Origin of the sequence: Hymenobacter caeli (assembly GCF_013294115.1) — a bacterium.
Lineage (GTDB): Bacteria > Bacteroidota > Bacteroidia > Cytophagales > Hymenobacteraceae > Hymenobacter > Hymenobacter caeli.
Genome location: NZ_JABSNP010000004.1, coordinates 169,749 through 191,579, shown reverse-complemented (window position 1 = coordinate 191,579; position 21,831 = coordinate 169,749). Strand labels below are relative to the sequence as shown.

18 protein-coding genes are annotated in these 21,831 nt (G+C 69.2%); 7 read left to right on the top strand and 11 right to left on the bottom strand.

Annotated elements, in window-relative coordinates:
- The first annotated feature begins 422 nt into the window (after positions 1-422).
- Genes HNP98_RS06105 through HNP98_RS06095 form a run of 3 tightly spaced genes read left to right on the top strand, consistent with a single transcriptional unit; the run spans position 423 to position 3,864 of the window.
- Positions 423-1,172 (top strand): sigma-70 family RNA polymerase sigma factor, encoded by a 750-nt coding sequence (locus tag HNP98_RS06105; protein ID WP_173809154.1) that lies wholly within the window; start codon positions 423-425, stop codon positions 1,170-1,172.
- Entirely contained in the window at positions 1,169-2,332 is a 1,164-nt protein-coding gene (locus HNP98_RS06100; protein WP_173809153.1) for a FecR family protein, read from the top strand. Before HNP98_RS06105 ends, HNP98_RS06100 begins: the two co-directional genes overlap by 4 nt.
- Complete coding sequence (locus HNP98_RS06095) at positions 2,329-3,864, top strand: hypothetical protein (RefSeq protein WP_173809152.1); 1,536 nt, start codon at positions 2,329-2,331, stop codon at positions 3,862-3,864. The genes HNP98_RS06100 and HNP98_RS06095 overlap by 4 nt, the downstream gene beginning before the upstream one ends.
- Positions 3,865-3,916: 52 nt before the next feature.
- On the opposite strand, the gene HNP98_RS06090 is transcribed toward HNP98_RS06095, so the two are convergent.
- The 9 genes from HNP98_RS06090 to HNP98_RS06050 all read right to left on the bottom strand — a co-directional run bounded on the left by HNP98_RS06090 (position 3,917) and on the right by HNP98_RS06050 (position 14,545).
- The gene (locus HNP98_RS06090) at positions 3,917-5,164 is read right to left on the bottom strand and encodes a glycosyltransferase family 4 protein (RefSeq protein WP_173809151.1); all 1,248 of its coding nucleotides are present in this window, start codon (positions 5,162-5,164) and stop codon (positions 3,917-3,919) included.
- Positions 5,165-5,399: 235 nt separating this feature from the next.
- A complete protein-coding gene (locus tag HNP98_RS06085) occupies positions 5,400-7,544 on the bottom strand; it encodes a protein-disulfide reductase DsbD family protein (protein WP_173809150.1) in 2,145 nt (714 codons plus the stop codon).
- Positions 7,545-7,570: 26 nt separating this feature from the next.
- On the bottom strand, positions 7,571-8,851 hold the full coding sequence (locus HNP98_RS06080; protein ID WP_173809149.1) for a DUF3570 domain-containing protein: 1,281 nt from the start codon (positions 8,849-8,851) through the stop codon (positions 7,571-7,573).
- Between the two features lie 39 nt (positions 8,852-8,890).
- A complete protein-coding gene (locus HNP98_RS06075) occupies positions 8,891-9,127 on the bottom strand; it encodes a DUF4266 domain-containing protein (protein WP_173809148.1) in 237 nt (78 codons plus the stop codon).
- A complete protein-coding gene (locus HNP98_RS06070) occupies positions 9,124-10,221 on the bottom strand; it encodes an FAD:protein FMN transferase (RefSeq protein WP_173809147.1) in 1,098 nt (365 codons plus the stop codon). The genes HNP98_RS06075 and HNP98_RS06070 overlap by 4 nt, the downstream gene beginning before the upstream one ends.
- 4 nt (positions 10,222-10,225) lie before the next feature.
- A complete protein-coding gene (locus HNP98_RS06065; protein ID WP_173809146.1) occupies positions 10,226-10,684 on the bottom strand; it encodes a thioredoxin family protein in 459 nt (152 codons plus the stop codon).
- A gap of 43 nt (positions 10,685-10,727) precedes the next feature.
- Positions 10,728-11,186, bottom strand: a complete 459-nt coding sequence (locus HNP98_RS06060) for a QcrA and Rieske domain-containing protein (RefSeq protein WP_173809145.1) — start codon at positions 11,184-11,186, stop codon at positions 10,728-10,730.
- A gap of 417 nt (positions 11,187-11,603) precedes the next feature.
- Positions 11,604-13,928, bottom strand: coding sequence for a T9SS type A sorting domain-containing protein (locus HNP98_RS06055; RefSeq protein ID WP_173809144.1), 2,325 nt, complete (start codon positions 13,926-13,928; stop codon positions 11,604-11,606).
- Between the two features lie 146 nt (positions 13,929-14,074).
- Positions 14,075-14,545, bottom strand: a complete 471-nt coding sequence (locus HNP98_RS06050) for a GNAT family N-acetyltransferase (RefSeq protein WP_246274995.1) — start codon at positions 14,543-14,545, stop codon at positions 14,075-14,077.
- 114 nt (positions 14,546-14,659) lie between these two features.
- Here HNP98_RS06050 and HNP98_RS06045 point away from each other — a divergent pair, with 114 nt between their 5' ends.
- From HNP98_RS06045 to HNP98_RS06035, 3 genes are all read left to right on the top strand, one after another.
- A complete protein-coding gene (locus tag HNP98_RS06045; RefSeq protein ID WP_173809143.1) occupies positions 14,660-15,979 on the top strand; it encodes a UDP-N-acetylmuramoyl-tripeptide--D-alanyl-D-alanine ligase in 1,320 nt (439 codons plus the stop codon).
- Between the two features lie 153 nt (positions 15,980-16,132).
- Positions 16,133-17,278, top strand: coding sequence for an alpha/beta fold hydrolase (locus tag HNP98_RS06040; RefSeq protein ID WP_173809142.1), 1,146 nt, complete (start codon positions 16,133-16,135; stop codon positions 17,276-17,278).
- Positions 17,279-17,585: 307 nt separating this feature from the next.
- Positions 17,586-19,292 (top strand): carbamoyltransferase family protein, encoded by a 1,707-nt coding sequence (locus tag HNP98_RS06035; protein ID WP_173809141.1) that lies wholly within the window; start codon positions 17,586-17,588, stop codon positions 19,290-19,292.
- 116 nt (positions 19,293-19,408) lie between these two features.
- Here HNP98_RS06035 and rfbC read toward each other — a convergent pair whose 3' ends face one another.
- Together rfbC and HNP98_RS06025 are read right to left on the bottom strand one after the other, a co-directional pair.
- The gene (gene rfbC / locus HNP98_RS06030) at positions 19,409-19,963 is read right to left on the bottom strand and encodes a dTDP-4-dehydrorhamnose 3,5-epimerase (protein ID WP_173809140.1); all 555 of its coding nucleotides are present in this window, start codon (positions 19,961-19,963) and stop codon (positions 19,409-19,411) included.
- Between the two features lie 202 nt (positions 19,964-20,165).
- Positions 20,166-21,281 carry a glycosyltransferase family 4 protein gene (locus HNP98_RS06025; RefSeq protein ID WP_173809139.1) on the bottom strand — a complete coding sequence of 372 codons (1,116 nt, stop codon included), beginning with the start codon at positions 21,279-21,281 and terminating at the stop codon, positions 20,166-20,168.
- A 160-nt stretch (positions 21,282-21,441) separates the two neighbouring features.
- Here HNP98_RS06025 and HNP98_RS06020 point away from each other — a divergent pair, with 160 nt between their 5' ends.
- A complete protein-coding gene (locus HNP98_RS06020) occupies positions 21,442-21,732 on the top strand; it encodes a c-type cytochrome (RefSeq protein WP_173809138.1) in 291 nt (96 codons plus the stop codon).
- Positions 21,733-21,831: the final 99 nt, after the last annotated feature.

Genomic DNA, 21,831 nt, shown 5'->3' with positions numbered 1-21,831 from the left:
CGGGGGTAGGGCCGGCCTTCTTCTGGCAGGCGACTGCCGCAACGAACAGCCCCGCTGCGGCCGTTACCGCAGTAGGTTGCGCAGAAACTTTAGCAGCCATGAAATGAAATCAGGGGGTCAGGACCGCAGGCCGACGAGGGCGGGCGTGCCTGGCAGGGAACAGATGCCCGGCCGGCCCCCGCCCCCGCGCCCCGCCGTTCTTTGGGCAGCCCCGGCCGCGCCTACCTTTAGCCGCGGGGCGCGGATGGCCAACGCCAGCCGCCCCCGACCCGCCGTGGCCGAACCTATTTCCGTAAATTGAACTTGGCGTTCCGGGCGCGGGCCCGGCTCACCCGGAAGCTCGCCCCCCGCGGCCGCGGCCGGGGGCGCTTATGCGCCCGTGTTGAACCACTTATTAACCCGAGCAGCAACGGTTAATTCCTATGGCTAAATTCGACGATGCGGCGCTCGATGCACGCCTGACGCTGCTGCGCCAGACCGACCCGGCGGCGTTTCTCGAACAGCTGTTCCAGGCCTTTTACGCCCCGCTGGGCAGCCTGGTGTACCGCACGGTGCCCGACCGGGCGGCGGTGGAAGACATTTTGCAGGACGTGTTTTTGCGGGTGTGGCAGGGGGTGGCCACGCTGCCGGCCCTCGACTCGCACCGGGCCTACCTCACGCGCATGGCCCTGAACGCCGCCCTGCGCCACCAGCAGCGCGCCCAGCGCCAAGTAGCCTGGGACGAGGCCCCGCTTGCCCCCGCCCCGGTGGCCCCCGACGCCCTGGCCGGCCTGCACGCGGCCGAAGCGGCCGAGGCCGTGGCGGCGGCCCTGGCCCACCTGCCGCCCCAGTGCCGGGCCGTGTTCGAGCTGAGCCGCTACGAGGAGCTGAGCTACCTGCAAATCGCCGAGGCGCTCGAAATCTCGCCCAAAACCGTGGAAAACCAGATGGGCAAGGCCCTGCGCATCCTGCGCCGGGAGCTGGCCGGGGTGCTCAAAAACCTGTACGGGCTGCTGTTCTACCTGCTGGCGTGCCGGGCCCCGGGCGGCGGGTTGGGGCCGGCCGCGCCGGGCATGGCCCGGCCGGCCCCAACCCAGTTTCAGGCTTATTTTTCGGGGCGGCGTGGGGGTAGCGTGCCCGGGGCGTATCTGTCCCTGGGGCCCGTTGCCTTTCCCCCCAGCCTTTCAGCATGACGCAACGCTACCCCGACCCGCCCGATGCCCCCTGGGCACTGCTGGCCCGCCACCTGGCCGCCGAAACCTCGGCCGCCGAGCGGGCCGAGCTGCGTGCCTGGGTGCAGGCCGACCCGGTGCACCTGCAGGTTCTGGCCACCGTGACCCGCGCCTGGGAGCGGGCCGGCGAGGCGCAGGCCGGCCCCGTACTCTTTACGCCGGCCGACGTGGAGGCCGCCTGGCAGCGCTTCCGGCCCCTGATGCAAGCCGTGGCCCCCCCACAAGCGGAGGAGCCGGCAGTTGCCCAAGCCGCGCCGGTGGGGCGGCCGCTGCGGCCCGGCGCGGTGCCGGCCGCCCCCGGCTGGTGGCAGCTGGCCGCCGCGCTCGCGCTGCTGGTGGGCGGCAGCTACCTGTTGACCGACGGGCAGTTCCTGCGCAAGCGCGACGCCGTGACCACCTATGCCAGCGCCGCCCGCCGCCAGCTGGTGCGCTTGCCCGACGGCAGCCGGGTGTGGCTGAATGCCCACTCGCGGCTGCACTACCGGGGGCTGAGCACGCCGGCCAGCGCCGGTACGCGGGCCGTGCAGCTCACGGGCGAGGCGTATTTTGAGGTGGTGCCCGACCCCGCCCGGCCCTTCCTGGTGAGCACGGCCACGGCCCGCGTGCGCGTGACGGGCACGGCCTTCAACGTGCGGGCCTACGCGGCGGAAGACTCGGTGGAAGTGAGCGTGACCCGCGGCCGGGTGTGGCTGCTGCGCCTCGCCGCCCCCGACAGCGTGCTGCTCACGGCCGACACCCGCGCCGCCCTGCGTGCCGCCGATGCCCCCGGCCGCGTGGCCGCCGCGCTGCGCCGCACCCCCACGGCCGACCACAACTTCCGGGCCTGGCAGACCGATACGCTGCGCTTCCGCGACACGCCGGTGGCCCAGGTGGCCCACACGCTGCGGGCCACCTTCGGCACGGCCGTGACGCTGCTGAGCGCCGGCCTGGGCAAGTGCCGCTTCACCGGCACTTTTGCCCGCCCGCAGCCCCACCAGGTGCTGGCCGTGCTGGCCGCCGCCACCGCCAGCCGCCTGGGCCCCGACGGCAGCGGCGGCTACGTGCTGGCCGGCCCCGGCTGCGCCGCGGATACGGCCGCGGCCGGCCTTACGGATTCGGCCACCCTAGTTGCCCAGCCGTGAGCGGGGGCCCGGGGTACTGGCCCGGTGCGGGCCGCGCGTTGCTGGTGCTGGCGGCCGCCGGGCTAGCCGGCGGCGGGCCGGCGCGGGCGCAGCAGCCCAGCCCGCCGCCGGCTGGGCCGGCGGTACTGGCGCGCCCGGTAGCGCCCACGCCCGGCAACCGCCCGCTGGGCGAGGTGCTGGCCGAACTATCGCGCCAGAGCCGGTTGCCGTTCAGCTACAGCAGCTCGCTCATTCCGGTGGGGCGCCGCTACCGGCTGGCAGCGGGGCCGCCGCGCCCGCTGGGCGCGGTGCTGCGCGAAGTGCTGGCCGCCACCCACCTATCCTACGGCTTGCTCGGTGGCCAGCTGGTGCTGTGGCCCGCCGCCGCCGCCCTGCCCGCCGGCGTGACCGCCGTGAACGGCTACCCCGCCCGCAGCGGGCCGCCCCTGCCCGGGCGGGCGGCCTTCGCCGCTCAGCGGCCGGCCCCCACGGCCCGCCCCGCCGCGGCGTTCCCCCCGGCTCGGAAGGATGGGGCCCCGGCGCTTGCCGCCGGCCCGCCGGCGGGTACCGGTGCGCCCCTGGTTGCTTTCTCCACCCCGGGGCCCCGCCGACGGACGAGCAGTGCGCTCGGCACGGCCGGCGGAATGTCAGCCGGGCGGCGGCCGGGCCGGCCAACGGCCGCGCCGCCTAGCCGCGCCGCACCGGCGGAGGCAGCCAATTCCCCGCTTCGCCCCGGCCCCGCCGCCCGGGCCAACGGCCAGGTAGCAGCCGGCGCCGCGCGGGCCGCGGGCCAGTCCTCCGGGGCCCGCCCGCGGCCCGCCCCCCCCGGCAGCGGCGGCGGCCTAGCCAAGCCGCTAAGCCGCGCAGCGGCCGGCCAGCGGGCCAGTGCCTCGCCGCAGACGGACCACGAGGCGGCGCGCGCCCTAACCTTCTTATCGCCGCGAATTAGTCTATTGACAAACAGTAGCTTAGATAATAACGGTTTGCCAATTCCTGCTTCGCTGGCTACCATACAGCCGGCCCGCGCACCGGCTAGCCCCCCGGCGGTGGCCCCTGGCAAGCGCCTGGACCTGGCCAACGCGTGGGGCCACACTTACCTGCGCGGCGAGGCCTGGCTGAGCGAGGGCCTGCCCGTGGGCGGCATGGTCAAAATCGGTGTGCAGCACGCCTACCTGGTGCTGAACGCGGCCATTGGCCCGTTCGACCGGCGCTCGGGCGTGGCCTGGGGGCTGGGCCTGGGCACGGCCGGCCGGGCGCGGGGCCGCTTCACGCCCAGCGTTGACCTGGTGGCGTGGGCGCTGCCGAGCGACGACGACGACGACGACATCCGGCACGCGCGCCTCGTGCAGCTGCGGCCCCTGCTGGCCTGGCAGCTCAAGCGCGACGGCAAGGTTTCGCTGCTGCTCGGCCCCACCCTCAACCTGGCCACGGCCGCCCAGCGAGGGGCCCGCCGCTGGTCGTTTGGCCAGGACCAATGGCTCTGGCTGAATTCGACGGACGACCAATCGGTCAGGCGCCTGTGGCCGGGCGTGCAGGCGGGCGTACGCTTTTAAAAAGATGGTCAACAACTACTAACCAGCTGTAAGCACGGCAACTATGGCGCTGTCAGGTTGTTAGCTTCCCCGTCCCCAACACGCCGGCCGGGGGCAGTGACCAGCCCACCAGCTCGCGGGTGATTTCCTCGACGGGGGCCGGCGGCGGCATTGGGGGGAGGCGGGGGCCCCGCCCCGCCCGGTGGGCCACCAGCTCCTCGTACACGCGCTGCTGCTGGTCCAGGATGGCGGGCCAGGTCTGGCGCTGGGCGAAGGCCAGCCCGTGCCGGGCCATGCGCTTGCGCTGGGGTTCGTTTTGAACCAATTCGTGCAGATTGCGGGCTAGGTCGGCCGCGCAGTGGGGCGCGAACTTGAGGCCCGTGACCCCGTGCTCGACCAGGTCGGCCGAGCCCCCGGCGTCGGCCACCAGGCAGGCCAGGCCCGAGGCCATGGCCTCCAGCGTCACGTTGCCGAAGGTTTCGGTGGCGGAGGGAAACACCAGCGCGTCGCTCGAGGCGTAGGCCGTGGCCAGGGCCTCGCCGGCCTGGTAGCCCAGAAAATGCGCCTGCGGCAGCTGCCGCTGCAAGGCCCCGCGGGCGGGGCCGTCGCCCACAAACACGAAGGCTGCCGTGGGCTGGCCAGCCAGTACCTCGGGCAAGGCCTGCGCCAGCAGGGCCAGGTTTTTTTCCCAGACCAGCCGCCCCACGTACAGCAAGATGCACGCGGCCGGGCCGGCACCGCCCGCGCCGATGGCCCGCCGCCACGCGGCCGAGCGAAAAGCGGGGCTGAATGCCCCCGTATCGACGCCGTGGGGCAGCACCCGCGTGCGCCGGATGCCCTCGGCGGTGAGCGCGGCCTGCATCGTGCGCGAGGGCACCAGCGTGAGCGTGCAGGCGTTGTACACCAGGCGGTTGTGCCAGCGCAGCAGGGGGGCCAGCACGCCGCTGCCGTGGTAGCCCACGTAGCTGGCAAAATCGGTGTGAAAGGTGGCCACGCACGGAATACCCAGGCGCTGGGCCAGCCGGCTGGCCGCCCAGCCCAGCCAGAACGGCGCGTGGATGTGCAGCACGTCGGGCGCAAAGGCGGCGAGCTGGGCCAGCAGGTGGCCCGGCCAGCCCGTGCTCATGCGGTAGGGCGCGTAGCCCGGCACCGGCACGCTGCGGGTGCAAAGCTGGGCTTCGGGCAAGCTGGGGTCGGGCAGGGCCGTAATCCAGCACACGTCGTGGCCCTGGGTGCGGTGGTATAGTACCAGCCGCTGCAACACCCGCGAAACGCCATCCTGGCCGGGCGTCATGCATTCGGAGAAATAGGCAATCCGCATACTCCAGAAACTAAAAAATGAAACGCTGCCGCAGGACCACCCCCGGCCGGCCCCGCGCCCTATACCCAGCTGCTTGGGGGAGGCGCAACTCAGACCCTACCCCCACGCTTTTAGAAAATTTATTCCCTGGCTCCTTAATCAAAGCGCAGCTTTCGGCTCACCTGCTAGCCCTTGTAAAAATCAGCGCATTATCCTTATTTTTAAATTAATAAACTCATTTCCATTTAGTTAAAGACTATCGCGAGCGGGTGAACGAGGCGGTCAACGCGACTCCGACGGCCACGGCCGGCCGGCGGTAGTGGCGCTGGCCCGCGTCGAGGAACTGAGCAAAGGCGGCCGCATCGGGCTGGTAGGCCACGGGCGCCACCAGGGGGCGGGCCAGCGCGTCGGCGGGGTCGAGCAGCACGTAGTAGGGCTGAGCGTTTACGCCGTAGCGGGTCACTTGCAGGTCGGCGTTTTGCTTGCCCAGGGTGGTTTTGAGCTGGTGGTCGCGGGGCGAGGTGTACCACTGGCTGTGGGGCAGTTCGGCCTTGTCGTCCACGTAGAGGGCCACCACCACGTAGTCGCGCTGCAGGCGGGCCAGCACCTGCGGGTCGCGCCACACGCTGGCCTCCATCCGGCGGCAGTTCACGCAGGCGTGGCCGGTGAAGTCGATGAACAGCGGCTTGTGCTGGGCCAGGGCGCAGCGCCGGGCCTGGGCCAGGTCGAAGTAGCCGCGCAGGCCGTTGGGCAGCTCCAGGAAGTCGCCGTAGCGCGGGGCTTCGCACGGGCCGTTGGCCACGGGCAGCGGGGCGGCCGGGGCGGCGGTGGCCAGCGAAAAATCGTGGCTGCTCTGGGGCGGCAGGTAGCCGGCCAGCAGCGGCAGCGGGGCCCCGAAGAGGCCCGGCACCAGGTACACCACAAAGCCCAGCGCGGCCACCGCCAGCAGCAGCCGGCCCACGCTCAGGTGCGCCATGTCGGAATCGTGCGAGAGCTTGAATTTGCCCAGCAGGTAGAGCATCAGCATGCTGGCCAGGGCAATCCAGAGCACCATGTAGAGGTCGCGCGGGAGCAGGCCCCAGTGGTAGGCCAAGTCGGCCATGCTCAGGAACTTGAGGGCGAGCATCAGCTCCACGAAGCCCAGCGTCACCTTCACCGTGTTCAGCCAGCCGCCCGAGCGGGGCAGGCCTTTCAGCCACGAGGGGAAGATGGCAAACAGCGTGAACGGCAGCGCAAACGCCAGCGAGAAGCCCAGCATGCCCACCACCGGCGTGAGCGTTTGGCCCCGCGCGGCCAGGCCCAGGATGGTGGCCACGATGGGCCCGGTGCACGAAAACGACACCAGCACCAGCGTGAAGGCCATGAAAAACACGCCCAGCCAGCCGCCCTTGTCGGCCCGCGCGTCCATCTGGTTCACGAGGCCGTGGGGCAAGGTTATTTCAAAGAGCCCCAGAAACGAGAGCCCGAACACCACGAATACCACGAAAAACACCAGGTTGGGCAGCCAGTGCGTGGCCATGAAATTGGGGCCGTCCTCGCCCAGCAGCCGGGCCACCACTACGCCAATCAGCGTGTAAATCAGGATGATGCTCAGGCCGTACACCAGGGCCTTGGTGATGCTTTGGCGGCGCGTGCCGCTGCTGCCGGTGAAGTACGACACCGTCATGGGCACCATCGGGAACACGCAGGGCGTGAGCAGCGCCGCCAGCCCCGACAGGAAAGCCAGCAGCCCGAAACTCCACAGGCCATCACCGGTGCCCAGCGGCACGGCGGCGCGGGCGCGGGCGGCCGGCAGCGGGGCCAGCGGGGCCGGCGCATTGGCCGCCACCGGAGGGGTAGGGAGTGGTAGAGGGCCAGCGGTAGTCGGCAGGCTAGCAGCCGGCGGCGCGCTGGCGGGCGCGGCGGCCCCGGCCGGGCCGCTCACCGCCAGGGGCCCGAAGGTCAGCGTTTCGCTGCCGGGCACGCAGCGGCCGTCCACGTCGGTGCAGGTCTGGTACTCGACCTCGGCCTTGAGGGTGAGGGCGCCCGGCCGCAGCACCCGAATGCGCTGGCGCACCTGCCCCCTCGTTTCAAAATAGCTAATGGTGCCCTTGAATACGTCGTCGTATTTCTGCTTCGCCCCGACGGATACCGGCTTGCCTACCAGCGCGTAGGCCGGGCTTTTGACGAACGAAAAGGCGAACACCGTGGGGCCCAGCTCGGGGTCGAAATTGGTGGCGTAGAGGTGCCAGCTGGGCTGCACGCGGGCATTTACCAGCAGGTCCAGCTCCTGGCCCACCCGGGCGGTGGGGCGGCTCAGGGCCGGGCGCAACTTGGTGGGCGCGAGCACCTGGGCCCCGGCAGTTTGGCCCAGCAACAGCCACCCGGCCAGCAACAGCCAGCGGCGAAGGGAAGAATCCATGATGGTGGGGACGGGCGGGGCCCGGGTTAGGGCATGACGAAGGAGAAGTCCACGCCGACGATGTTGGCCGTCAGGCCGGTGGTTTGCCAGTAGTGGCCGTAGCGCAAATCAATGGACTTGAACTTGGCCACCCGGTGGCCCAACGGCACCTTGAACCGGCCCAGCCCGTAGAGCGGCGCGTAGCGGAAGCCCAGGCCCAGCTTCTGGGCCGAAAAGGCCGCCAGGTCGTAGTCGGAGGTGTAGTATTCGTCGGCCACCGAGTGCTCGAGGTAGGGCGCAAAGTAGTCGGCCGCCGTCTGGGTGTGGTAGCGGTAGAAGGGGTACACCGTGAAAAACTGCGTCAGCTTGACCGGCGTTTCCAGCTCGAAGGTGTGGGCCTGGATGCCGAAGTTGTCGTTGTAGAACCGGTAAAAACCCCGGAACTGCACCAGGTCGGTGGCGTAGTAGTTCAGGCGCAGGCCCACGGGGTACTTGTTGCGCAGGCGGGGCAGCACCTCGGTTTTGGCGGTGCCCAGCTGGCCGGGCGTGCCCAGCGCGGGGCTGCTGTCGTAGAAGTACACCCGGTGGAAGGGCGTGCTCAGCAGCCCGCGCTGGCTCACCAGCTCGGTGCTCACGGCCACTTGCAGGCGCTTGCTGAGGACCTGCGAGTACACGACGCTCAGGTTGTAGCTCTGGCGGTTGTCGGAGCCCGAGCCGTGCTGCTGGTTGCCGCCGCCGGTGCGCAGCTCCACGGGCCGGATGAGGGTCACCTGGTCGAGGTACACCTGCCCGGCCACGCTCAGCTCGCGGTTGCCGTCGCGCGAGGCGCGGGCCCAGGACCCAACCAAGTTAAACGACTGGTAGTCGTATTCTTTGGAAGCCCCACCGCCAATGCCCACAATGGTGCGCTTGTCCTGGAGGGTGCGGGAATAGCCCAGGTCGAGGTGGACGCGCACGTCGTGCGCCGAGGGCGACGAGAGCACCTGGTCGATGCGGTCGGTCGAGGCCGAGGCGTAGTAGTCGAAGCCGATGTTGGCCGTGATGCGCGCCACCGAGTCGAGCGGCACGTTCAGGACGATGGTGGGGGACACGTCGGTGAGGTGCTGGGTGCCGATGCCGCCCTCCACGGCCCCGTGGTCGCCGTTCTGCTGGTAGTAGCTGCTGAGGACGTCCACGGTGGTTTCGCCGACGGAAACGGGCCCCGCGTTGACCACCACGGGCGCGGCCGGCACGCCCGAGCCGTCGAGGCGGTTGGGGGTGGGCGTGCCCTGCGCCCGGGCCGCGCACGGCACCGCCAGCACCAGGCCGAATAAAAGTAAAAGTCTCATTGACAGTAATTTATCTCACTTGATTTGATTGCCGGGGCCCTAGTTGCAGCCGCAGCCGCCGCCCACCTTGCCGCCGTTGGCCCCGCCCGCGCCTTCGCGGTAGCTCTCGAAGTTCACCTCCGGGGTCTCGACTTTTTTGGTGGCCAGCTGCATGTCCTCGTCGTTGAGGTAGGCCTTCTGGTAGGCGGCCACCGACACGCAGCCGGGCAAGGCCAGGGCCCCGGCCAGCAGCAAGCCCAGCGCGGCCGGGCGGAAAAAACGCGAATTACGGCTCATGGTTTGGGGTTGGCGGCGGCCGTGGGGGCCGCGCTGTGGTAAGAGTTAAGCTGCATTCCTTTGGAGACCAGCGTTTGGCCGGCGTCGGTAATCACGGTGGCGTCTACGCCCTTGAGGCGGTTTATCAGGGCCAGCCCGTCCACGGGGCCCAGCACGAACACGGCGTCGTCGAGGGCGTCGGCCAGCTCCACGTCGGGGCAGATGATGGTGACCGAGCGCAGGCCCGTGGCCGGGTAGCCGGTGTGGGGGTTGATGATGTGGCCGTAGTACACGCCGCCCACCGTGAAGTACTGCTCGTAGTTGCCGGCCGTGACCACCGCCAAATCGCTGACCGTCAGCCACGACGACACCGCGTGCGGCCGGGCCGGGTCGCCGATGGCGATGCGCCAGCCGCTGCCGTCGGCCTGCTTGCCCCAGCAGTACACGTCGCCCGAGCCGTTGATGAGGCCCCCGGCGATGCCCATTTTTTTCATGGTTTCCGCGGCCCGGCGCACTCCGTAGCCTTGCAGCACGCCGGCCAGGTTGATGCGCATCCCCTTCTCGGGCAGGAAAACCGAGTGCGCGGCCGGGTCGAGCCGCACCTTTTGCCAGCCGATGCGCTGCACCGAGCGGCGCACCGTGGCCGAGTCGGGCAGGCCAGGATGTTCTTGCCGGTCGAACTGGTAAATCTTGTCGCCGCTGGCAAAGGTGACGTCGAAGGCCCCGCCGCTGAGCGCCGAAATCTTCAGTGTGCGCTCGATTAAATCGTACACTTCCGGGTCCACCGCCACGGGCCGGACGCCGGCCGAGCGGTTGATTTTGACCACTTGCGAGGTCGAGTCCCAGTAGGAGAAAAGGCGGTCGATGCGCCCGGTTTCGCGCAGGCCCGCGCGCAGCGCCCGCCAGGCCAGCGAGTCGTCGGCCGACACGGCCGTGAACGTGAAGTGCGAGCCCATCAGGTGCGCCGCGCGGGTGTAGGCGCGGGGCACGCGGGCGGCGGCCACGGTGGGGGCCTGCGCCGCCGCCGCCAGGCTGCCGCCGGCGCACAGCCCCACCAGCAGGGCGGCCCGCACCTGCCGCTGCCAGGTAGCCAGGTAGTTCGTTTGTAAGGCCATGCGCTTAGTTTTTGGCGAGGAGCTGGCTCAGGTAAGCGTCGTAGGCGGTGGCCCCGCCGGGGCGGTAGCCGGTGCGGGCCAGCACTTTGCCTTCTGGCGAGAGCAGCACCACGGCCGGGAACACCCCTTCTTTGTTGAGCCGAGCGGCGGCTTCCTCGTTGCGCTTGGTCTGGGCCGGGTCGAGGCGATTTTTCTTGTTGCGCGGGAAATCGAAGCGCGCCAGCACGAACTTGCCCCGGGCGTACTGCGCAAACTCGGGCTGGTCGAACACCTCCTGCTTGAGCATCATGCAGGGCTTGCACCAGTCGGAACCCGAAAACACGGCCAGCACCGGCTCCTGGCTGGCCTGGGCCTGGGCTAGTGCCGCCGAAAGGTCCGAGGTCCAGGCCGGGGCGGGGGCCGTTTGCGCCGACGAGCTGCCGGCCGCCAGTAGTGCGCCGAGCGAAAAAAGGAGGATACGCATAAGGAGAAAGCTAAAGAAAAACAGGAACCAGGCACAGAATGTCCTAGCTGCTGATGGTGAGAATGTTGCCGCTCTGCGCCACGGTGTATTGCCGCAGCCCGCTCGAAACGGGGCCGCTGACCACGGCCCCGCTCAGATTGAAAATGGCGTTGTGGTTGGGGCAAATGAAGCGGCTCTGCGACGGGCTGAAGTACACGCTGGTGCCCTGGTGCGGGCACGGCGCCTGGAAGGCCAGGTAAGTGCCCGCCGTGGTTTTGGCCACGATGATGGCGCGGCTGTCGGCGTAGATGTACCCCACGGCCGCGTCGTTGAGCGGCGTGCTGGTCGTGGCCGTCAGGTCGACGGTAAGGTTGACGTTGGCGGGCGCCGCCGGCACCGCCGCGCTGTCGCTCCCGGTAGCGGCGTTGCAGCCACCCAGGCAGGCCGAAGCCAGCAGCGAGGCCGCGCCCAGGCCAAACAACTGCAAAAAATCTTTGCGGTTCATCTCCGAAATTGTCGCCATCACAAAAGGGGGAAAGTGGGTGAAAAACGTAGAGAACCCTTCATAATTGCTGCCGTCAAAGGTGATGCTTCCTCTACCCAGGTGCAGTGGACGTTAGTAAGATGCGTTAGGACAGGCCAACCCCCACGGGCTGCCCAAGTTTATTTTTTTGGCGGCCGGGCAGGTGCGCAGAGCTAACGACTCAGAAGTTAATAACGACACCCTGCCCTCGTTCGACTAGAAAATTCAACCTGGCCAATCGGCGCTTCCGGCTGATGAGGACCGCCGTTGAAGCAAGTGGAGAACAGTTCACAAAAACTCATTAACCGCTTAACGTACAACGAACTGGAATCAAGTACCTCAAACAGAATGGACCTGCACTTGCACCCCCATTTAATCCTGGGTGCAAGTGCAGCAATCCGGTGCCACCGCTCCCAGTTATTGCACCGCCAGCCGCTGCACCGCGGCGCTGCCGTCGGCCGCTTCGGCGCGCACCAGGTACAGGCCCGGGGCCAATCCACTTAGGTTCAGCAGGTGCTGGCGGGCCGGGGCGTCGGCGGGGCGCACGCGGCGGCCGGTGAGGTCGAGCAGCGACACGCGGGTGGGCTGGGCGGTTTCGGCGGTGGCCTGGGCGCGGGCGGGGTTGGGGTAGAGGGCCAGGCCCAGGGCCGCGGCGGCCGGGCGGGTGGGCGTGGGCACGGCGGCCCCGCGGCGCACGGCGTAGCTGCTCACGCCGCCCGCCTCGGTGCCCACGAACAGCTCGGGCACGCCGTCGGCGTTGAGGTCGGCGGCGGCCAGGCCGTAGCGCACCAGGGGGCCCTGGCCCAGGCGGTTGCCTTCGTACTGGCCCAGCAGGGCGTTCCAGAACAGGTCGGTGCGGGGCGCGGCGGGCCCGGTTACCAGGGTGCGGTAGTTGCTGAAGAACCGGACGGCCCCGGTGTTGTCGGCCGTCACGAGGTCGGGGCGGCCGTCGCCGTCGAAGTCGGCCACGGCGGGGCTGAGGTGGTAAGGCCGGGCCCCGGCCGCGTCGCGGATTTGCCCGAAGTCGTTGTTCACCGCCACGAAGGCGTTTTCCAGGGCCACGCCCGCGCCCTGGTTGCGGAAGTAGCGCAGGGCCATGCCCGGCTCGGTGTAGTTGTCGGTGCCGAGGAGCAGGTCCACGTAGCCGTCGCCGTCCACGTCCGTAAAGCACGGCATGTCGCCGATGAACGAGGGCAACACCCCGCTGCCGGCCGCGCCCTGGGGCTTGAAGTAGTTGGCCGTGGCCGGGTCGAACGCCGCCGGCTGCCCGGCCCGGGCGGTGTTCAGGATGTAGTAGATATAATTGACGTTCTGGTAATTGGCTGCGTAAGCCAAGTCCAGGGCCCCGTCGCGGTTAAGGTCCACCAGCACCGGCTTGAGGGCGTAGAACAGGGCCGGCGCGGTGCCCTTGGCGGCCAGGCCCAGGTAGTCGCGCGTCACGAGGCGGAACACCGGCTGGGTGGCCGTGCCCACGTTGCGGTAGTAGGTGAGGCTGGCGCGGTACTGGCCGTTCACGCGGTCGGCGTAGCTGCCGATGAGCATATCGGCCAGCCCGTCGCCGTCGAGGTCGCCGAAGGCGGGGGCGGCCGCCTCGCTTACGTCCACCATGTCGTTGGTGAGGAAGCCTTGGGGCTGGAAGCTGAACGCCGGGGCCCCGGTGGCGGCCGCGTTGCGGTACAGGCGCACGTTGTCGCGCTGGCTCACGAAATCCTGGCGGTTGTCGAGCGTGTTGGAGGCCACCACCAGGTCCTTGGTGCCGTCGAAATCCGTGTCGATCAGGTAGCCCGCCGGGAACACCGCCAGGCGCACGGGGTTGGCCGCCGACGGGAAATCGGTGCGGATGGCGCTGGCCGTGAGCGCGGCCTGCTGATTGGTGCCCTGGTTGAGCAGCGCCACCAGCTCGGGGCAGTTGTCGCGGCCGTCGAGCACGTCGTACACGCCGTCGCCGTTGAGGTCGAGCGTGAGCAGGTTGTGGCCGCCGGTGTGCTCGGGCCGGGCCGCCGCCCCGCCCCGGCAGGCCAGGCCCGGCAGCTGGTAGGCCGCGCAGCCCACGCAGGCCTGCAGCTGGGCCCAGTAGTTGGTGTCGATTTTAAAGTTCAGGGCCGCCCCGCAGGCGTCGGGGCTGTTGTTGAGGTACAGCTCCACGAGCGTGGCGCTCACGAAGTCGTAGCTGAGAATGTCGAGCTTGCCGTCGCCGTTCACGTCGGCAATGGCGGGCATGTTGTAGCCGCCGATGGTGAGGTTGCTGGTGCCCGTGCCGGCCCCGGTGAACAGAATTTGGTTGGTGGCGAGCACGAAGCTGGGCCGCCCGCCGGCCCCGGCCACGTTGTGAAACACCCGGATGTCGCCCCCGTTCACGTAGCTGAACAGGTCGGGGCGGCCGTCGCAGTCGTAGTCGCGCAGCAGGGCCCACCCCGCCAGGTCCGCCGGAAACAGGGCCTCGTAGTCGGGCGCGTACTGCCAGCGGCGGCTACCGTCCTTTTGTAGGGCGCTCAGAAACGTGTAGCAGCGGCTGCTCTGGCGGTCGAAGGCGAAGAGGTCGTCCTGGCCGTCGCCGTCGAGGTCGATGATGCTGAACTGCGGGGTGCTAAGGCCCCCGGCCCAGGCCTGGCGCAGCGTGTCGGTGCCCTCCACCACCGGGGCCAGGGCCCGGTACTCAAACCCAAACGCGGCCGACTGGGCCCGGGCGGCCCCGGCGCTCAGCACCAGCAAAAACAGGAAAACGGCGGCGCGGCGCAGCATACGGGGCAATAACAAGCGGTTAGCAATCAACAACCAACGGGGCATCTTTATTGTGGCGCGGCGGCCCGCCCCGGCCCGCCGCAGGGGCAACGCACAGCGGGCCGAAAAAGAGCCCGCCGGCCGGTTCGCTCCGGCCCGCGGGGCGCTCAGCCCGCGTCTTTTTGCAGGCACACGCTGTTGGCCACGCCGGCGTACTGCCCGTAGTTGGGGATGCGCTGGTAGCCGCATTTTTGGTACAGGCCAATGGCCTCCGGCTGGTTGAGTCCCGTTTCCAGCACGCAGCCCGCGCAGGGCAGCTCCCGGGCCCACCGTTCCAGCTCGGCCAGCACGGCCTGCGCCACGCCCTGCCCCCGGCTCGCGGGCCGCACGTACATGCGCTTGATTTCCACTTGCTGGCCGGCAAACTCCTTGAAGGCCCCGCAGCCCACGGGCTGGTCGTGGCGGTAGGCCACCACCGCGTGCTTAACCTGGGCCATTGCCGCCTGGTTGAGCGGGGCGTAGAACGCGTGGGCAGGCCCGTCGCGCACCTGCAAATCCTGGTCGAGGAGGCGCACCAGGGCGCGGAAATCGGCGTTGTCGGCGGTGGCCCGGGTCAGGTGCAGCATGGGCGGGGGCATATTTGGATGTTGGGGCGGCGGGGCCGCCCGCGCAAGTAAGCGCCCCCGCGCCGAGTTCGCGGCTAAATTTGCGCCCGCGCCGCGGCCGGGTTTGGCCGCGGTCCTTTCCTGCCCATGCCCGCATTCGACCTACCCGCCCTCTACGCCCACTACCTGGCCGCCCACGGCCAGGTCAGCACCGATTCGCGCCAGCCCCAGCCGGGCACCCTGTTTTTTGCCCTGAACGGGCCCAGCTTCCGGGGGGCCGATTTTGCGCCCCAGGCCCTGGAAAAAGGGGCGCTGGTGGCCGTGGTGGACAATGCCGGTTTAGCGGCTACGGACGCCCGCTACTTCTTCGCCCCCGACGCGCTGGCGGCCCTGCAAGCCCTCGCCGCCCACCACCGCCGGCAGTTTGCGGGCCCCGTGCTGGCCGTGTCGGGCTCGAACGGCAAAACCACCACCAAGGAGCTGCTCACGGCGGTGCTGGCCAAGAAGTTCCGGGTACTGGCCACGCTGGGCAACCTCAACAACCACATCGGCGTGCCCCTCACCCTGCTGCGCCTGCGGCTGGCCGAGCACAACTTCGCCGTGGTGGAGATGGGGGCCAACCACCGGGGCGAAATCGCGGCCTACTGCCAGTGGGCCGCCCCCACCCACGGCCTGCTCACCAACATCGGCAAGGCCCACCTCGAAGGCTTCGGCGGGGCCGCGGGCGTGGCCCTGGGCAAGGGCGAGCTGTTCGATTACCTGGGGGCGCACGGCGGCCTGGCCTTCGTGAACACCCTGGACGCGCAGGTGGTGGCCCGCGCCGCCGCGGTGGCCCAGCGCCGCACCTACCCCGGCCCCGCCGACGACTACCCCGCCACCCTGCTGGCCGCCGACCCCGCCCTGGCCCTGCGCCTGGGCGCCACCGGGCCCGACGTGGCGGTGCACATCACCGGCGACTACAACTTCCCCAACCTGGCCGCCGCCGCCGCCGTGGGCAAGTTTTTTGGCGTGCCCACCGGCGACGTGGCCGCCGCCCTGGCCGCCTACAACCCCCAGAACAACCGCTCGCAGCGGCTGCGCACGGCCAGGGGCAACGAGCTGATTCTGGACGCCTACAACGCCAACCCCAGCAGCATGGCCGCCGCGCTGCGCAGCTTCGCGCAGCGCTCCGCGGCGGCCGGGCAGGGCCAGGTGGCCATCCTCGGCGACATGTTCGAGCTGGGCCCCGAAGCCGAAGCCGAGCACCGGGCCCTGGGCGAGCTGCTGGCCCGCCTGGCCCTGCCCGAGGTGGTGCTGGTGGGCCCCGAAATGGCCCGCGCCCACGCCGTGGCGGGCCCGGGGGCCCGCCACTTCGCCACCAAAGCCGAAGCCGCCGCTTGGCTGGCCGCCGCGCCCCTCGCCGGCCGGCAGGTACTCATCAAAGGCAGCCGCGGCATGGCCCTGGAAACCCTGGTGGAGCTGCTGTAGCTTCGGGGTAGTGCGGCCCGGGGCAACCGAAGCAAGCGGCTGATGTACCGGATAGTTGGCGGCGGCGCGGCCGGGCTTCGCGGCGGGCCGGCGTAGCTTCGCAGCCCACGGCACGCGGCCCCAACGCCCGCGCCGGCACCCCACCCTCCCGCCATGAAACTACTTGCTGCGCCCGCCCTGCTGCTGTGCCTGGCTGCCGCGTTGCTGCTGGGCCCGGCCCCCGCATTTGGGCAGGCCGGCGGCCGCCCCGACGGGTACGCCAAAGCCCGGGCCATCGTCGCCGACCTGGATTCCATCGTGGCCCCCAACGGCGTGCAGGAAGCCTACGCCGTGCCGATTGGCGGCGTCAGGCAGTGGCTGTTCGTGCGGGGGCAGGACCGCCGCAACCCCATCCTGCTGCTCGTGCACGGGGGGCCGGCCTCGCCGCTGGCCCCGGTGGCGTGGGCGTTTCAGCGGCCGCTGGAGGAGTATTTTACGGTGGTAAGCTACGACCAGCGCGGCGCGGGCAAAACCTACGCGGCCAACGACACCGCCGGCCTGGGCCGCACCCTGCGCATCGAGCAGTACGTGCAGGACGCCATTGAAGTAGCCGAACTCGTGCGGCGCAAGTACGGCCAGCCCAAAGTCATCCTGCTGGGGCACAGCTGGGGCACCATCGTGGGGATGCGGGCGGCCCTCAAACGGCCCGACTTGTTTTATGCCTACGTAGGGGCAGGCCAGGTCATCAACGTGCGGGAAAACGAGCGCCTAAGCGTTGAGTACGCCCTCCAGCAAGCCACCGAGCACCGCAACGAAGCCGCCCTGCGCGAGCTGCGCTCCATTGCCCCTTACCCGGGCCGCCAGCCCATCACCCGGGAGCGCATCATCATCGCCCGCAAATGGCCGCAGTACTACGGCGGCCTGGCCGCTTACCGCAACACGTTTGGGTACTTTTTCGACGCGCCGCAGCTCTCCCCGGCCTACACGCCGGCCGAGGTGGCCGCCATCGACCAGGGCAGCCTGTTCACCCTGGCCCGGGTGCTGCCCGAGTTTCTGACCGTTGATTTTACTTCGGTCACCTCCTTTCCCATTCCCGTTTTCATGCTGATGGGCCGCCACGACTTCACCACGCCCTCGGCCCCCACCGCCGCCTGGCTCCAGCGCGTAAAAGCCCCGCTCAAAAAGGGCATCTGGTTTGAAAACTCCGCCCACCTAATCTCTTTGGAAGAGCCGGGCAAGCTGCTCGTCACGCTCCTGACGGAAGTACGGCCCCTGGCCCTACCGGCGGTGAGCGGCAGCAAGCGGCCGGTGCGGCCCTAAGGAAAAATCCGGCGGAGCGCGGGCGGCGGGCCTGATGAAGCTGGCAGTAGCCGCGTGGCCGGGCTTTGCGGCGGGCACCGGCTCCCAGCTCCTGATGGCCCGCAGCTTTAGAGCGGTTTCCAGGTCAGTGCACGGCCGCGAATCAGTAGCGCGAACTTTGTAGTTCGCGTCGCTCGCTTCGTCCTTGCGATGGCCAGCGCGTGTTAACCGTTCAGCGACGCGAACTACAAAGTTCGCGCTACTGCCCCCGGGCGGCCCACGGCCCTAAAACCGCGCTACCCCGGGCCGTGCCTACCTTTCGGCCCGTATGGCGCAGCGCATCCTCGGTATCAATTGCAGCGGGTTTCACTCGTCGGCCTGCCTGCTGGGCCCCGACGGGCAGGTGCAGTTCGCCATTGCCGAGGAGCGTCTGAGCCGCGTCAAGCAGGACAAGGCGTTTCCGCGCCAGGCCATTCGGTACTGCTGCGCGGCGGCGGGCATCGGGGTGGCGGACGTTACGGACGTGTTTGTGGGCTGGAACCCGGCCCCTTACCTGCTCCAGCCCCGGCAGGGCCTGGCCGAGGCCCTGCACGACCGCGGCAAGCTGGCCCAGCTCGCCCTCAACGAGCTGGCGGCCCTGCAAGGCGGCGCGCGTCGCGTCGAGCAGCTGCTGGAGGGGCCCGCCGGCACCCGCACGCGCCTGCACTACGTGGACCACCACCGGGCCCACTTCGCCAACGCCTTTCTCACTTCGGGCTTCGCCGAAGCCGACGTGTTCGTGGCCGACGGCTTCGGCGAGCAAACCACCGGGCTGCTGGGCACGGCCGGGCCCCAGGGCCTATCGGAGTTGGCCGCCAACCGCACGCCCCACTCGCTGGGCCTGTTCTACGGGGCCTTCACCGAGTTTCTGGGCTTCCGGCCCAACGGCGAGGAGTGGAAGGTGATGGCCCTGGCCGCCCGCGGCAACTGGCGCACGTTCTACGACCAGCTCCGGCCCCTGATTAGCGTGGACGACCTGCACTACGAGCTGGATTTGCGCTATTTTGAGTTCTTTCTCTTTTTCACCCCGCACTACTACTCGCCCAAGCTGGTGGCGCTGCTGGGCCCGCCCCGGGCCCCCGGGGCCCCGCTCGGCCCGCGCGACTACGACCTGGTGGCGGCGGTGCAGCGCGTGGTGGAGGACGTGGTGGCCGAGCTGCTCGCCAACCTGCACGCCCGCACCGGGCAGCCGCGCCTGGTGCTGGGCGGCGGCCTGTTCATGAACTCGGTGCTGAACGGCAAGCTGCGCCAGCGCACGCCCTACCAGGAAATCTTCATCGGCGGCACGCCCGACGACACCGGCATCGGCGTGGGCAGCGCCCTGTACGGCCACCGCTACGTGCTGGGGGGCCCCGCGCCCGCCGCCGCAGAGGCCCACAACTTCTTCGGCCGCGACTACCCCGCCGCCGAGCTGGAAGCCGAGCTGCTGCGCCGCAAATTGCGCTACGAGCAGCCCGCCGACCTGCCCGCCGCCGCCGCGGCGCTGTTGCACGGCGGCGGCGTCATCGGCTGGTTTCAGGGGGCTTCGGAGCTGGGGCAGCGGGCCCTGGGCCACCGCAGCATTTTGGCCGACCCCACCCGGCCCGACATGAAGGCCCGGGTGAACGCCAGCATCAAGTACCGCGAGGCGTTCCGGCCCTTCGCGCCGGCCGTGCCCGCCGAGCGCCAGCACGAGTTTTTCGACCTGCCCGCCGGCGAAACGGCCTTTTTTATGGAAAAGGTGTTTGCCCTGCGGCCCGCCGCCCGGGCCCGCCTGCCCGCCGTGACCCACGACGACGGCACCGGCCGCCTGCAAACCGTGGCCGCGGCCGGCAACCCGCTGTTCCACCAGCTGTTACTGGCCTTCGAGCAGCTCAGCGGCGTGCCCGTGCTGCTCAACACCTCCTTCAACCTGAACGGCATGCCGATGGTGGAGTCGCCCGCCGACGCACTAAATTGCTACCTCGGCTCGGGCCTGGACGCGCTGGTGCTGGGGCCGTTCCTGCTGCGCAAATAGTAGCGCGGCTGTTGGCGCGGCGGTAGCGCGAACTTGGTAGTTCGCGTCGCTCGCTTCGTCCTGCCGACGGCTGTAGCAACGATTGCCGGGCAGCGACGCGAACTACGCAGTTCGCGCTACAGCGAAAACGGGCTGTCCAAATCGGCCAGCGTGGGCAGGATGGCGTCTTTGGGCGAAATCGTGGGGTTTTCCACGTTCCAATCGATGCCCAGCGCCGGGTCGTTCCAGAGCAGGCCGCCCTCGGCCGCCGGGGCGTAGTAATCCGAGCATTTGTAGAGAAACAGCGTGTCTTCCTCCAGGGCTACGAAGCCGTGGGCGAAGCCGACGGGCACGTAGAAAATGTTGCCCAGCGCGGCGCTCAGCTCCACGGCCACGTGCTGGCCGTAGGTGGGCGAGCCGCGGCGGATGTCCACCACCACGTCCAGGGCCCGGCCCTGGGCCACGCGCACCAGCTTGGCCTGGGCGTGCGGCGGCTTTTGAAAATGCAGGCCCCGCAGCACCCCGGGCTGCGACTTGCTCTGGTTGTCCTGCACCCAATCGAGGCCCGCGGGCAGGCCGGATTCCTGCATCAGCCGGGCGCTAAAGGTTTCGTAAAAAACCCCGCGCGGGTCGCCGAACAAGCGGGGAATGAACTCGATAAGGCCGGCTACGGGATACTGTTTTACTTGCATGAATTAATTTTTACTTGCATGAATTAATTGGGGAAGAATTTAAAATGAGCAAAAAGGAACGTCATGCTCATCTGGCGTCCGCGCAGCGGAGCGGAGTCGAAGCATCTCTACTGCGGCAGTAAACCAATCGATTGAATCAGTCAGCGGTAGAGATGCTTCGACTCCGCTCCGCTGCGCTCAGCATGACGGTCAATTTATTTTATTACGCATGGCCGATTGCTTGCACGGCAGCCAGGTACTGGGCCAGCACCAGCTTTTCGTCAAAAGTAGTTTCGGCCAGCGCGCGGCTGGCCTGGCCCATTTGCTGCAATTCCGGGGGCCCCAGGCGCAGCACTTGCAGCATTTTGGTGGCCAGGTCGGGGCCCGAGCGCACCTGGCAGAGGTAGCCGTTCTGGCCGTCGCGCACGGTGTCGCGGCAGCCGGGCACGTCGGTAGTCACCAGGGGCTTGCCGCAGGCGGCCGCTTCGAGCAAGGTTTTGGGCGTGCCCTCGCGGTAGCTGGGCAGCACCACGCAGTCGGCCCGGTGCAGGTGGCCGGCCACGTCGTCGGCGCGGCCCAGGTACTCTATGTCGCCGCCCGCGAGCCAGCCCTCGAACACGGCCCGGGCCACGCCCACGCCGCCGGCCTCGTCCAGGGCCCCGAGCAGCTGCACCCGGGTGCCAGGCGCGGCCTGGCGCACCAGCTTGGCGGCCTCAAAGTATTCCTGAATGCCTTTCTCGTAGAGCACCCGCGCCACCATCAGGAACACGAACGGCTCGTTGCGCGTGAACGCCGCAGCCGGCCGGAACCGGGCCGTGTCCACGCCCGAGCCGGGCAGCAGGCCGGCAATTTCGGCCCGCACCAGGCCGCGCGCAATGAAGAGCTGGCGGTCGTCGGCGTTCTGGAAAAACACCCGGCGCGGAAACCGGAACGCCACCCGGTACAGGCCCAGGGCCACCCGGCTGGCCAGGCTGGGCACCAGAAACACCGTGCCCAACCCGCTCACGTTATTGATGCTGGGCACGCCCGCCAGCCGCGCCGCCAGCGTGCCGTAGATGTTGGGCTTGATGGTGTAGTGCAGCACCACGTCGGGTTTCTCCCGCCGGTAAATCTTGTAAAAGCGGCGCGTCAGCTGGGCATCTTTGGCGGGGTTGGTGCCCTTGTTTTCCATCAAAATCGGCACGTAGCGGCAGCCCAGCTCGGTTTCGAGACGCGCGGAGTAGTCGTCGGGCGGGGCAATGGCCAGCACCTCGTGGCCGGCGGCTTGCAGGGCCCTAACCAGGCCGGCGCGGAAATTCCAGATGTTCCAGCTGGTGTTAATAACGAGGGCGACGCGCATTCGGGGGCAATGGGTGAAGGAGTGAATGGGTGAATGAGCGAATGAATCAGGAAGGCCCCATTCACTCATTCACTCATTTGCTCATTCACTGACGGGGCAAAGGTCGCGACAACCGCGCCGCCGCGCCGACCTTTACGGGCCTAATCTTTGTTGTTGCGGTATGATGCTTTGCGCCCTGTTGTCCGTTTTCGTTTTGGCCCCCGCCCCGCCGCGGGCCGCGCCGCCCGCGCTAGCGGGCCAGGTCCTGTTCCAGCAGAACTGCACCCGCTGCCACGGGGCCAACGGCAAGCTAGGCCGCAATGGGGCCCACGACCTCACCAAAAGCAACCTCAACGACTTTGGCCGCACCTACCTGGTCACCAACGGCCTGGGCAAAATGCCAGCCTTCAAAACCAAGCTCACCGCCGCCCAGATTGCGCAGGTGGTGGCCTACTCGCAGACGCTGAAGTAAGGGCCCCAGGGCCCCGGCTCAGCCATTGCGCGGCGGCGGCCGTAGATTCTTTTTTAGTGGCGGCCCCGCCGGGGACCCCGCCGTACCGGGCCGCCCACA